Annotated in this window: 12 protein-coding genes; 2 read left to right on the top strand and 10 right to left on the bottom strand. The window is 30.3% G+C overall.

From position 1 onward, the window contains the following. Positions 1-10: 10 nt before the first annotated feature. The 4 genes from ortB to BD821_RS02545 all read right to left on the bottom strand — a co-directional run bounded on the left by ortB (position 11) and on the right by BD821_RS02545 (position 4,405). Positions 11-1,423, bottom strand: coding sequence for a 2-amino-4-oxopentanoate thiolase subunit OrtB (gene ortB, locus BD821_RS02560; protein WP_104409170.1), 1,413 nt, complete (start codon positions 1,421-1,423; stop codon positions 11-13). 91 nt (positions 1,424-1,514) lie between these two features. Further along, complete coding sequence (gene ortA, locus BD821_RS02555) at positions 1,515-1,802, bottom strand: 2-amino-4-oxopentanoate thiolase subunit OrtA (protein WP_104409169.1); 288 nt, start codon at positions 1,800-1,802, stop codon at positions 1,515-1,517. Positions 1,803-2,084: 282 nt separating this feature from the next. Beyond that, on the bottom strand, positions 2,085-3,470 hold the full coding sequence (locus tag BD821_RS02550) for a sigma-54 interaction domain-containing protein (protein WP_104409168.1): 1,386 nt from the start codon (positions 3,468-3,470) through the stop codon (positions 2,085-2,087). Between the two features lie 77 nt (positions 3,471-3,547). Beyond that, entirely contained in the window at positions 3,548-4,405 is an 858-nt protein-coding gene (locus tag BD821_RS02545) for a DegV family protein (protein ID WP_104409167.1), read from the bottom strand. 253 nt (positions 4,406-4,658) lie between these two features. Between BD821_RS02545 and BD821_RS02540 the strand changes: the two genes are divergently transcribed. Together BD821_RS02540 and BD821_RS02535 are read left to right on the top strand one after the other, a co-directional pair. Then, on the top strand, positions 4,659-5,087 hold the full coding sequence (locus BD821_RS02540) for a Fur family transcriptional regulator (protein ID WP_104409166.1): 429 nt from the start codon (positions 4,659-4,661) through the stop codon (positions 5,085-5,087). 147 nt (positions 5,088-5,234) lie between these two features. After that, positions 5,235-5,678, top strand: a complete 444-nt coding sequence (locus BD821_RS02535; protein WP_104409165.1) for a Dps family protein — start codon at positions 5,235-5,237, stop codon at positions 5,676-5,678. A gap of 288 nt (positions 5,679-5,966) precedes the next feature. On the opposite strand, the gene BD821_RS02530 is transcribed toward BD821_RS02535, so the two are convergent. The 6 genes from BD821_RS02530 to msrA all read right to left on the bottom strand — a co-directional run bounded on the left by BD821_RS02530 (position 5,967) and on the right by msrA (position 13,302). Beyond that, on the bottom strand, positions 5,967-7,358 hold the full coding sequence (locus BD821_RS02530) for an MATE family efflux transporter (RefSeq protein ID WP_104409164.1): 1,392 nt from the start codon (positions 7,356-7,358) through the stop codon (positions 5,967-5,969). A gap of 224 nt (positions 7,359-7,582) precedes the next feature. Continuing rightward, positions 7,583-8,992 carry a flotillin family protein gene (locus BD821_RS02525; RefSeq protein WP_104409299.1) on the bottom strand — a complete coding sequence of 470 codons (1,410 nt, stop codon included), beginning with the start codon at positions 8,990-8,992 and terminating at the stop codon, positions 7,583-7,585. Positions 8,993-9,031: 39 nt separating this feature from the next. Beyond that, positions 9,032-9,571, bottom strand: a complete 540-nt coding sequence (locus tag BD821_RS02520) for an NfeD family protein (protein WP_104409163.1) — start codon at positions 9,569-9,571, stop codon at positions 9,032-9,034. 148 nt (positions 9,572-9,719) lie between these two features. Further along, the gene (locus BD821_RS02515) at positions 9,720-11,723 is read right to left on the bottom strand and encodes a S9 family peptidase (RefSeq protein ID WP_104409162.1); all 2,004 of its coding nucleotides are present in this window, start codon (positions 11,721-11,723) and stop codon (positions 9,720-9,722) included. A gap of 215 nt (positions 11,724-11,938) precedes the next feature. Continuing rightward, positions 11,939-12,472, bottom strand: coding sequence for a hypothetical protein (locus BD821_RS02510; RefSeq protein ID WP_104409161.1), 534 nt, complete (start codon positions 12,470-12,472; stop codon positions 11,939-11,941). A gap of 353 nt (positions 12,473-12,825) precedes the next feature. After that, entirely contained in the window at positions 12,826-13,302 is a 477-nt protein-coding gene (gene msrA, locus BD821_RS02505) for a peptide-methionine (S)-S-oxide reductase MsrA (protein WP_029452374.1), read from the bottom strand. Positions 13,303-13,307: the final 5 nt, after the last annotated feature.

Below are 13,307 nucleotides of genomic sequence, written 5' to 3'. Positions count from 1 at the left end.
TCTAATCCTCCTAATCTATTTCAATGTTGTGGGATCTTAATATTTCTGATACTTCACTTTTTGACATCTTAGTTTCCTTAGATAAAAATTCTATATCAATTTCTCTTACCTGATCTTTTCCTAGCCTTTTAATCATATTTTTTATATAAGAATTTCTCATATTATCCATATCTACATCTTTAACCGATACTAAAAATGGACTGGAAGGTATAACTATATTTTCCCCTGGAACTTGCTCTTTTGGATCACCAAGAAAAACCTTAATTCCATTTTCCTTTGCAAAATTAAGTTGGGGTATTAAGTGTTTACCAGCTCCTGTATATTCAGTTTCTTGAACAATTATTATAGCGTCATCCTCATATTCTTGACTTATGGAAAAGGCAGCTGAAAGAGATGTGTTACCTGCAGGCCCTCTTTCAAGACCTTCAATTTGAGCCAGTATTTCAGTCATCCAAAATACTTCTCCTTGAGTTATAGTAACGTATCTATCTAGATATCTTAATGGTCTTGCAGCACTTCTTGGAACGTCTGACCTATCTGGATATGTGATAAATGGAATACCAAACCCTGTATGACCTGTGGTGAAGGATTTTTTATTGAAATCTATATCTGAAGCCATGTGAAGACCTGAAAGATCCACGGACGCCCCTATTATCTTAGTATTTAAGGCTCCTGCCTTAATAAGACCTCTTGCAGTACCTGTTACATTTCCGCCACCTGCATGAGTTGCTATAACAGCTTCTGGGTACTTACCAAACCTTTCATTACATTCTTTTGCTATTTCATCTCCTAAGGTTTCTATACCTGCTATCCCGTAGGAAGAATATAATGATGCATTATAATAGCCTGTATCTTCCAGTATTTTTAAATAAGCATAAAATAATTCTGGACCTACAGTAAGTCTAATAACTTCCGCTCCATAGCCTTCACACTTTCTGCCCTTTTCTAATATTTCAGGTTGTCCAACTTTTCTTGAGTCGTAACACTCATTAGCTATTATGCATTTAAGTCCCCTCATATTAGCTTGAGATGCCACCGCCGCTCCATAGTTTCCTGAAGTTGCAGCTCCTACACCCTTGTATCCTCTTTTCATTGCATCATATACAGATATTGATGCCCTTCTATCCTTAAAGCTCCCAGAAGGATTACAACTTTCATCTTTTACAAATATTCTAGCTGCCTTTCCAGTTTTAGAACACTTTCTAGCAAGTTTTGTTATATTTTTAAGTTCTAGTAAAGGTGTGTTTCCAACCCCAACTTCCCTTTGTATATCCCTAACTTCATTTAATGAATATCCTACATCTTCCATTAGGCCTTCATAATCAAAGGAAAGATTTCCAGTTTCATATTTTTCAAAATTAATTCCTACAGATTTAAGCATTATTTCATTTTTTCGTTCCATAAGCTCTTCATATTTATTCATCTGTATACTTATGCCCCCTTTAAAAATATTATTGACTTTCAAATTAAAATGAGACCACACTACATTTATTAATATGTTCACTCATTATATTTTATTTAATCATCTCTTTTGCTTGAATTCCTATGTTAGATATCTCACTTACATACTTACCAAAGGTGTGATAATATCCTGGCTCTACCTCTACAACTATCCCCTTAGCAATTCTTCCTATATTAGTTTTAACTTCTACATATTCACCTAGTACACAATTCTCCATGCAATTACCCCGTATCCAGCACTTAAGGGGAGTAACTTTAGTTTCAATTGGTATATTACTAGCCCTATCTTTAACTTCTAAAACCACTTCTTCAATTTCAACCCAGGTTCCCTTTTTTATCATATCTTTCACCTGCCATATTTTATATTTTAAGCTTTAAATACTTTATTAGTCCATTTAATTTACTATAGCAATTCTTGTACCAAGTAAAGACACCTGTATCTAGGCCATTTCCTAAATACAGGTGTCTTTACTTGCATATTTTTTTGCTATTACTTATTTGTTACGCTTCCTTTTTCTTAACATTCTGTATATTTAGCCTTGTATATCAGCTGCATTTTTTTTTGCACATAAAGCAAATTTTTCTGCATGTAGATTATACTTTAACTTTTGACATAATATACTTTAATTAATATTATACTTTTTTATCTTATATTGAAGGGTTTGCCTTGAAATACTTAGTTTTTTTGCACTTTTACTTATGTTATTATTATTTTCAGATAACACCTTATTTATTATTTGTTTTTCAATATTAGATATGTGTTCTTCTAGATTAAATCTACCCTCTTCTTTAGATGTGGCGTGAGAAATATCATTATCAGTATCCTTTGAATCTTTATTTATTATTCTATTATCGAAGTGCTTTTGTGTAAGAATTGAATTATATTCCGCCATATTTATAGCAGACTCTATTACATTTTTAAGCTCTCTTATGTTGCCTGGCCAATTGTATTTTAAGAGCTTGTTTATCATATCTTCATCTATTCCTCTTATATTCTTATTTAAAATCTTGTTATATTTTAAAATTAACTTTTCTATAAATATAGGTATATCCTCTTTTCTTTGTCTTAGAGGAGGTATATTTATCCTAATTACACTTAACCTATAATAAAAGTCTTTTCTAAGTTTTCCACTTTCTATAAGCTTTTCCGGTTCTTCATTTATTGTGGCTATTATTCTAACATCAATATCTATAGTCTTATTACTTCCAATAGGTCTTACCTTTTCCTCTTGAAGTACTCTTAAAAGTTTAGATTGAAGATATGGTTCTAAGGAGTTAACCTCGTCTAGCAATATAGTACCATGATTAGCCTCTTCAAATAGCCCCTTTTTATTTTCAGCCCCCGTAAATCCACCTTTTTCTGTACCAAAAAGCATACCTTCAAGTAATGTTCCAGGTATAGCTGCACAATTTATAGCTATAAAAGGCTTGTTCTTTCTTAAACTACCATAATGAATACTCTGAGAAAATACTTCTTTACCTGCCCCAGTTTCTGCATATATTAGCACAGTGGAATTTGATTTACTAGATTTTTTAGCCTTTTCTATTGCATCTTTCATAGCCGCGTTATTTCCGTATATATCTTCAAAGCTATAGTGCTTTATATTATTTTCTTCTAAGTTTTGTAGTCTATATATTTTTTCTGTAAGTTCTTCTAATTGAGTTGTATCTTTTGCTATTTCCATTACACAAATAATTTTATTATCTACAATTACAGGTATTGTTGTATTTATAGTTGTGACCTTTTTCTTATGACCACTATCATAATGTTGTATCAAATCTACAATCTTTTCACCGTTTTTTAGCGCCCTCATTATGGTAGAGTCATGATCTTTTACCTCTTTTAAATATTCGTTTACCTTTTTTCCTAAAACCTTCCTTGGATCTATTCCTTCAACCTTGCTCATAACACTATTATAATATATAGTCCTTCCATCAGAGTCTACTATATGAATTCCTTCATCTAAATTTTCTAATAAACATTGTAATATATGTTCTGCGTTAGACAACTAAAATTCCTCCTCTTATACTATTAAATAATATGGAGTATTTCACACATATTATTTAATAGTAGTATTTTAAAGGTTTATTTCATATCCTTTTTAGTATAATAAACTATACCCATAGCCCCAGGTCCTACATGCATTCCTATTACAGGCCCTATATCACATATATCTATATCTATATTTATCTTTTCTTTTATTATATGAGCTAATTTAACTGCATCATCTTTGCAATTTATATGATGTACAACTACTTCTCCAATTTCATATTTGCTAATATCCTGAACCATCTTATCTACTAATGTTAATAAAGCCTTCTTTTTAGTTCTTATTTTAGTTAATACCGTGGTCTTACCATTTTTCACAGTTAAAACAGGTATTATCTTAAACATATTTCCTATAAGACTACTAGCCCCGCCAATTCGTCCACCTTTTCTTAAATACTCAAGATTATCAGGTATAAACAAAAATCTACTTCTTTTAATATTATCCTTTGCAATATTCTTAACTTCTTCTAATGACTTTCCCTCTTTCCCAGCTCTTGCAGCTACAATTACCGCAAATCCAAGTTGCATTGAGTTAGACTCAGAGTCTAATATATCTATCTTTGCATCTTTATACTCTTCTAAGATCATATCTTTAACCATATTAGCTGTAGAAAATGTTCCACTCATATGAGAAGATAAAAATATGCACAAAAGGCTATTCCCTTTTTCTACCACCCTTTTCATTTGACCATACATATCATTAACACTAGGTTGTGAAGAGGTTGGAATTCCTCTTTCATCCATTATGTTGTAAAAATCTTCATTTTTCATGTCACTTTCTTTATAACTTTTGTCCTCAAATATTATATTTAAAGATACCATATTTATACCTAACTTATTTAGAATACCTTTAGGTATATAGCTTGTACTGTCGGTTAAAATTTCTACTTCCATTAATATATCTCTCCTATTTATGAAATATTTGTCCAAAAAATTTTGAATTAATATATCAATTCTAACATACTTTTTCTTTAAGGTGCATAAACTTTTGCCCTTATTTTTAACAAGTGTTATTATCAACCTAAATGCGTAAATTATTCATCCGTGCTATTACCATATAAGTTTGCCTATATTTTTATATTGATTTATAATATAATTACAATCAGTGTAAAATTGAAATTAATATAATAAGAAGGATGTAAAAAATATGAATATAAATAATGTTGATATTTACTTAAGGGATCAGGGTATCAAGCCCTCCTACCAAAGAAAAAGAGTTTTAGAGCATATAATAGAACACCATGATCATCCTACTGTTAATCAAATATATGATGCTTTAATATGTGAAATACCAACACTTTCAAAAACTACAGTATATAATACCTTAAATCTTTTTACTCTAAAAAAGATAGTTGAAATCATTACTATAGAAGGAACTGAAACAAGATATGATCTTTTCAATCCTAAACCTCATGCACACTTCAAATGTGATAAATGCCAAATTGTATATGATATAGATTTAGATTTTAGTAAGATTGCAAATGAAGACCTAAAAAATTATATTGTAAAAGATCAATATATTCACTTTATAGGAATATGCCCAAGTTGTTCTAAAAAAGGCATAGTACAAGACTAAAATGCTTAAAGTAAGGCTGCGAAAAAGTTTTTCGCAGCCTTACTTTATTTCAGTCTTGACAAATTCTTTGATGAGAGTTATTATTACATTGTAGTCATTACAAGTTAGTAATTACTACAAATTTTAAAATGCATAGGAGGTATTATTATGAATAAAGAAAATTTAACTAAGGAATTAAATGTTTATCTTGCAAATTTAAATATACTATATATTAAACTTCATAATTATCATTGGAATGTAAGTGGTCTAGGATTCTTTGAACTGCATACTCAATTTGAAAATTTCTACACTCAGGTTTCTTTAGATTTAGATACAGTGGCAGAAAGATTATTAACTATAGGTGAAAGACCTTCTGCAAGCATGAAAGAATATTTTGAGATTGCTACAATGGAGGAAAAATCCAGCGAGGCTATATCTTCAAAAGAATCTGTAGAATCAGTAATAAAAGATTTCAGATTTATGTTAGATAGTTCTAACGGCATTCTTAAAATAGCCGAACAATTAAGAGATCTTCCAACTACAGATATGATGACTCAGTTTATAGCAAATTATGAAAAAACACTGTGGATGTTAAATGCATATACTGCTTAGTAACAAATTAAGTCCAAAATAAAAAAGGATATTTATGATACCACTGAAAATAAGATATTTTCAGTGGTATCGCTATTTATAACCTTTTTTATCCGATGGCTACCATCCGTAACACCCCTATCCTCTTCAAGGTGGGGGATGACAGCTGCTACGCCCCTGGATAAGTTCTTCTAAGACTTTGATGGACAGATGTATTCCTTGTAAGCAAACTCCACCTATGTCTAAGAATCACTTGATTTTTATTCACTTGTTTAATATTAATAACATATATAAATTCGTGAATTTATTTTAACTCTCACCTTCAATTGTAGCCAAAGACTTTGTCCTTGTATTATCTACTAAACTTCTTTTATAAAATATGTAGAAACATATACTTGTTGTTATTGCTGCTAACACATCTGCTATAGGTTCAGCTAATAACACAGCTTTCAGTTTATTTTCAAATAACATAGGAAGTATAAATATAAGTGGTATTAATAATACGACCTTTCTAAGTAACGCCATAATTAAAGATATTTTTGCTTGCCCTAGGGCAAGAAATGTTTGCTGGCAAGCTATTTGAGCACCAAACAACAAAATTCCTGAAAAGAATATTCTTATACTCATAGATGTAATTTGCAAAAGCTCTGGTTTATTATTAAATATAGATACGAAAACTTTTGGAAATAACATCAGTAATGCCCACATAATTATGGTATAAGTTATGCAATTTATAAATAATATCTTGAAAGTTTTCTTTACTCTATGTAAATTTCCTGCTCCATAATTGTAACTTATAATAGGTTGTGCCCCTTGAGATAAGCCTATTATAGGGAGTGTTATTATTTGCATAATACTGCTCATTATAGTCATAGCTCCTACAGCTAGGTCTCCACCATACATTTGAACCTTATTATTTAAAGCTATTAAAACTATGCTTTCAGTAGAATGCATTATAAATGGAGAGACACCTAGAGCCATAATAGATAAAACTATATTTAAATCTGGAACCAAATACTTCCGCTTAATTTTAATTATGCTTTTATGTCCAATCAAAAAATGCAATACCCATAAAGCTGAAACAATTTGAGCAATTATAGTGGCTAAAGCTGCTCCTTTAACCCCCATATCAAATACAAATATAAATATAGGATCTAAGATTATATTTATAACCGCTCCTGTTATTACTGTAGACATACCAATTTTAGCAAACCCCTGGGTATATATAAAAGGGTTCATTCCTAGTGCTATTTGGACAAATATGGTACCTATAAGATATAAGTTTAAATAATCTAAAGCAAAGTTAATAGTTACTTCACTGGCGCCAAAGGCCCAAAGTATAGGCTCTTTAAATATCATAAACAATATAGTTAAAATAGTTCCTAATATTAATAACATAGAAAAACTATTTCCCATTATCTTTTCTGCTCCTTCATTATCACCTTCACCCATTTTAATAGCTGCAAGTGGAGCTCCACCCATACCTATAAGTGCGCTAAATGCTGATACTAGCATGATAATTGGAAAAGCTATTCCAACACCTGCCATGGCTATATCGCCACTAGGCATTCTGCCTATAAAAATTCTATCTACTATGTTATAAAAAACATTTACAAGTTGAGCCAAAATGGCTGGTAAAGCTAGTCTTAACAAAATCTTTCCTACAGATCCTTTACCTAAATCTGTTGACTTTTTGTTCAAATCATCATCCCCCTTATAAATAAAAACTTAATTACACATATACATTATTTATAATTGCTATTAATTAAGTTTTATGTTATTATAACTTTGCAGTTGGTACGAATAGTGCTAATTACTTGGAGCCTAGCTTTCCTTCGCCGGTAGCTAGGCTCCTTCATTTTATAAAATAGTGTTCTTAGCTTTTAATATGAAAATAGACCTGATTTTACAGGTCTATTTTAAAATTATCCTTCTATATCCTGTTCATTTATACTATTTGTTTCTATGACCTTACTATAACTTTCTTCAATTTCTTTTGAATCTTCTTTTTTTCCTATACCTTGAAGGATGCTTAGTAAGTCTATTCCCGTAGTAGCCTTTACAGTTTCAGGAACCTTAGTCATTATATCTGTAACATAACCTGTAACTCTTGAAGCTCCCCCGCCGTTTTCTCCTTTTCCACCATCTATTATTACTATTTTTTCTGTTTTAGATAGTGGCTCTGCTATGGCTCTTGCTAACTCCGGTAACTTTTCTACTACCATTTGAAGTACGGCCGCTTCACTATATTGTTTAAATGCCTCTGCTTTTTTCATCATAGCTTCTGCTTCTGCCTTACCTGTTTCTCTTATAATATCTACTTTTGCCATACCTTCTAGCCTCATAGCCTCTGATTTAGCTTGACCTTCTAGCTTTATGGCTTCTGATTTAGCCTGAGCTTCTTGTATAGCTTGATATTTATCTGCTTCTGAGGATCTTTTTACTGTAGCTTCTAATTCCTTTTCTTTTCTTAAAGATTCTTGTTCTGCTAGTTCTATCTCTTTTTGCTTTCTGATTATTTGAACCATCATTTCTGTTTCTGTAACCTCTTTTTTTACCTTGTTACCTTCTATTTCATAAGCTAAATCAGCCATAGCTTTAGAAGTTTCTTGATCTTTTCTATAAGATTGAACTTTAAGTTCTTTATTTTTTACAGATTCAGCAACAGAGGTTTCAGCTATAAGTCTTGCTGCTTCTCCTGCTCTAAAGGCTTCTGATGTTCTTATTTTAGTTTCTTTTTGAGCTTCTGCTTCAGCTATTTCAGCATCTCTTTTAACTTCAGCAATTCTCCCCTTACCTAAGGCTTTAAGATATCCGTTTTCATCTGAAATATCTCTTATAGTAAAGGTCTTTATCTCAAGTCCCATTTGATCTAAGTCTATAGCAGCAACCTCTTGAACTCTAGCTGCAAACATTTCTCTATCCTTATAGATCTCTTCTATAGTCATCTTAGATACTATTTCTCTAAGCTTACCTTCAAGCACATCTTTAGATGTATCTTTAATTATAGCTATTGTTTTATCTTCATTTCCAGTGTTAAATTGCTCTACAGCTGAAAGTACAGACTCATGATCAGATTTAACCTTTATCACTGAAACTCCATCTGCGCTTATTCCAACACCTTGACCTGTAAGTGCATTACCTATTCTAACTTCAATTTTCATATTTTCTAAGGATATTTTATCTGTTCTTTCTAATATAGGAATTACTATTCCTCCGCCTCCTGAGATTACCCTTTTCTTAAGTCCTGTAACTACTATAGCCTTGTCTTGAGGAACCTTCTTCCACATTGAAAGTATTATTCCAAGAATTATTAGTATGATTACGCCTATCATTATTTGCGGTATATAATTTTCCACAAACCTTCCCCCTTTTTATTTAGATTGATTTTGTACCTCAAAGGTCATAACAAAAAATGTATTTTCCTTGATTTCCTTTATAATAACCTTTTCCCCTACAGGTATTTTAGTAGACCTAATGCATCTAGCTGGCGATGAATACTTATTTCCATTAGCTACATAAGTTATAGATCCAACTTTACCTTCTAAAATAGTTTCTATAACAAAGGCTTCTGACCCTATAAGGTCTTTTCTTTTTACCGAACTAGTATTTTCAGCTTTTAATAAATTAACTATAACAAACCTCCATATAAAAGTCGCCGAACATATTCCTAGAACCGTGGCAATTAAAATAGTATATTTCCATCCATTTCTTATACCTATAAGCCCCATACCTCCAAATATTGTTGAGAAAACTGCTAATACTGAGGGTTTCATTAAAGATATAAATGGAAATTCAAAGTTTAAATCAATACTGCCACCAATATTAAATATATCAAATATTCCTCCTAATATTACTGATAAAACAGAATAAATTATTCCTATTAAAAAACAATAATAAAATACTTTGTCCATGATTACCTCTAAAATACATATTTTAATATATTATACCATATTATTTTATTGAGTAATTATAATTTATTATAAAAAGTCATTGTAAACTAAAAGGTATCTGCATTGTATCAGATACCTTTTTATGTTCATATTATTTTATTAGTTATTCTTACTTTAAATAATGATCAAACCAGTTTGTTATTTCTTGAAGCCTTCTCATCCTGTGAGTTGGTTTTCCACTTCTGCTTAATTCATGATTTTCTCCTTTAAATAAGCACATTCTTGAATCTACCCCATGATATTTAAGTGCACTAAACATTTGAAGTGCCTCAGCCATCCAACATCTATAATCCTCATCAGAATGAATAAATAATGTTGGTGTCTTAACTTTATCTGCATATTTAAGTGGAGAGTGCCACCATAATTTATCAGCATTATTCCAAGGTGTACCACTTTGCTGGTCATCTACAAAGTAGTAGCCTATATCTGTAGTACCAAATTTTGAGATCCAGTTAGATATACTTCTTTGAGAAGCTGCTGCTTTAAATCTATCGGTATGGCCTATTATCCAGTTAGTCATAAATCCACCATAAGACCCACCAGTTACACCAACTCTATCTTTATCGATGCTTTCATATTTATTTAAAACTTCATCAGTAAACTTCATTAAGTCATCATAATCAATGGTGCCATACTTCCCTCTTATGTCTGAAAATTCATTTCCTTTTCCATCACTACCTCTTGGGTTACAGAAAAATACGAAATATCCCTCACTGGCAAAGTATTGCATCTCATGGTAGAACACTTCACCATAAACAGTTTTAGGCCCTCCATGAATATCAAGTATAGCAGGATACTTTTTCTTTTCATCAAAATCTACAGGCTTTAGTACCCAGCCATCTATTATAACTCCATCTTCTGTTTCTACTGCTAACCTTTCAATTTTAGAAAGGCTTATTTCTTTATTAACCCATCCATTAAAATCAGTTAACTGTATTTCTTTTTTGTCTCTTAAACTATATAGTTCTTGAAGTTTTAAACCTCTTAATCCAATAAATAGTATTTCTTCTCCATTTACTGTATAACTGTCTACTGATCCATTAGTTTCTATGATCTTTTCTATGTTTCCTTCTAAATCTATTCTATTTAAATGAGAACTGTACCCTTCTGTTGTTATAAAGTATAAATGATCTTTATATTTTTTAAATCCTGATCCTCCTCCATACCTAGCATCAGAACCTACAGAATTCCAAGTGCTAGTTTCGAAATCAGGTGTTATACAAATACACTTTTTAGTTTTAGTATTGATTTTATAAAACTTAGCATTTTCATTTATACCGTACTTTTCCATGTCACTTCCCATTAAAATAATAGTGTCATCATTCATAAAGTTTACATAAGAATAAGAAAACTCTTCACCCTCTGTTAACTTATCTATATTTCCACTTTCAATATCATAGGTATAAACATTATCTATCATTGATAACATATCTTTAAATTCATTTGCAACAAATACTACCTTGGATTTATCTTCATTTAAATTAAAACTTCCAACAGTACTTATCTCTTCAGTTATTGCCTTACATTTATTACTTACTATATCATAAATATATAGCCTGTCCCTTTTTTTGTTAGTAAATCCACTACCATTACTCCAAAATGGAATTTCATCTATTACCTGATAGTCCTTTTCTTCTTTTCTTTTCTTTAATTCCTTTGACTTTTCTTCATCACTCAATCCATCTAAATTAAATTGCATTGGGTCATATTCCGCTGCAAATATAAATTTATCTTCCCTAACTTCTTTAATGCTTCCTACTCTTAGAGGTATTCTAAAGAACTTTTCAGCCTCTCCTCCATAAATATTTATCTTATAAAATTGAGTAAAAGCCTCACCATCTTTTAACTTTTCCTTATCCTTGTCATCTCTAACACTTGAAAATAATATGTTTTCTCCATCTTCTAACCATATAAAATTAGATTCCTTATCAAATGAAGTGAGTTTCCTATACTCACCACTCTCTACATTATATAACCATAGATTGGATGAATACTTATTATCCTCTACATTTGATTCATGCATAACAAAGCAAGCAAATTTACCATTAGATGATAAATCAACATTTGATAAAAACTTGTATTTAGTAAATTCATCTAAGTTTAACTTTCTCATTTTCATCCTCCTTTTACTAATTTATAATTAGCCTTCTTGTCCTTATTATACTCCATTTGCTTTTACATTTGGAATTCTCATAAGCCCTTTTACTTTAATCTTATTTGATAATAATGAAAACTGTATCTTTTATATCCTAAAAAGTCATAAATATAACTTTATTATGCTACATACTAAAAGGTTATATTTATGATTAAAATCTTTTATCTATATATTTATAATATTACCCTACACTTATCTCTAAAAATTTCCTCTAGCTTGTATAAGTTTTTTTCTCTAATATAAAACTTATTTTCAATTTTACCGTTAACAGATATTTCAACTAGTCTTCCCGTAATAATTGACTTTTGTGGATAGACTTTAACATAGTTAATTTCACTAAATTTCATATTTTCATAACCAATATAAATAAACTTTTCATTAAACATCATTATACTACTGCTAATAACTAAGAAAATAAGTATTTCTATGAAGAATATAACTAAAATAAGTATTTCATAAATCATATCAGGGTAAAAATTAAATGTTCTATATCCATACTTATAAAGTTTCATATAACTATATATATCTATCATAAACATAATCCCCATATATATAATCCACCTTCGGCCTATTTTAAGTCTGCTGCTTACATATTTAACTTTATAACCTTTAAATCTTATATGATACACAAGTTTTTTACCTAGGTTTAATAGTATAAATATAAAAACTGCTAATGTTATAATTATAATACTACTTTTAAATTCCACAGCATCTCCCCCTATGTAATATTCCCATCATATGTATATTATATATACTTTTTTTTGTTTTTGTCACCTATTTTTATTTTATTACTTTTTCTAAGGTTTCTTTATTATTTTCAAATACAACTAATACCTTTTTCTGCGATTCTATAACTTCTCTTTTTATATCAATTGCTCTTTTATTTATTTCTCCAGCTGAAACTGCTCTTTCTATTTCAAATTGTTTTAGAGGTGACCCACGGAAAAAATGGAGAGAAACTTCCGAAACACATGATTATATAAAAAAGAGAAATGAAAACACAAAAAAAACAGCTAACCTTATTTAAAGATTAGCTGGTTTTTATATAGTTAAAAATGATTTAAAAATCTAAATTGATGTGACAATATCCACCTGGGTTCTTCTTTAAATACTTTTGATGATACTCTTCTGCATCATAAAAGCATTTAAGAGGTTCTATTTCAGTAACTATATCTGCCTCATACTTTTCTTGTTGTTTGTCTTTAGTTTTTAGTATTGTGTCTAAGTCTTTCTCATCTAAATAATATATTCCAGTTCTATATTGGGTTCCTTTATCATTTCCTTGTCTATCCCTTATAGTTGGATCTATTATAGACCAGAATCTATTTAAAAGCTCTTCTAATGTTATAATACTTTCATCGTACTTTACTAGACAAGCCTCTGCATGACCTGTGATTTTTGTGCAAACTTCTTCATAAGTTGGATTTACTCTATCCCCATTTGCATATCCAACCTTTGTTTCCATTACACCTTTTATTTTTAACATGTATGCTTCTATACCCCAAAAACATCCTCCACAAAGAACTATTTCTTTCATGTTTT

This window comes from Clostridium algidicarnis DSM 15099, assembly GCF_002934235.1.
Classification (GTDB): domain Bacteria; phylum Bacillota; class Clostridia; order Clostridiales; family Clostridiaceae; genus Clostridium_L; species Clostridium_L algidicarnis.
The sequence above is the reverse complement of the archived record's forward strand: the minus strand, read 5'-3'. Positions and strand labels throughout refer to the sequence as shown.

Bases quoted from the DNA above. Each gene is read 5' to 3' on its own strand.
- BD821_RS02535 (WP_104409165.1), top strand. From the start codon at position 5,235: ATGAATAAAGAAAATTTAACTAAGGAATTAAATGTTTATCTTGCAAAT.
- ortA (WP_104409169.1), bottom strand. From the start codon at position 1,802: ATGATAAAAAAGGGAACCTGGGTTGAAATTGAAGAAGTGGTTTTAGAA.
- BD821_RS02545 (WP_104409167.1), bottom strand. From the start codon at position 4,405: ATGGAAGTAGAAATTTTAACCGACAGTACAAGCTATATACCTAAAGGT.
- msrA (WP_029452374.1), bottom strand. From the start codon at position 13,302: ATGAAAGAAATAGTTCTTTGTGGAGGATGTTTTTGGGGTATAGAAGCA.
- BD821_RS02525 (WP_104409299.1), bottom strand. From the start codon at position 8,992: ATGATAGGCGTAATCATACTAATAATTCTTGGAATAATACTTTCAATG.
- ortB (WP_104409170.1), bottom strand. From the start codon at position 1,423: ATGAATAAATATGAAGAGCTTATGGAACGAAAAAATGAAATAATGCTT.
- BD821_RS02540 (WP_104409166.1), top strand. From the start codon at position 4,659: ATGAATATAAATAATGTTGATATTTACTTAAGGGATCAGGGTATCAAG.
- BD821_RS02520 (WP_104409163.1), bottom strand. From the start codon at position 9,571: ATGGACAAAGTATTTTATTATTGTTTTTTAATAGGAATAATTTATTCT.
- BD821_RS02515 (WP_104409162.1), bottom strand. From the start codon at position 11,723: ATGAGAAAGTTAAACTTAGATGAATTTACTAAATACAAGTTTTTATCA.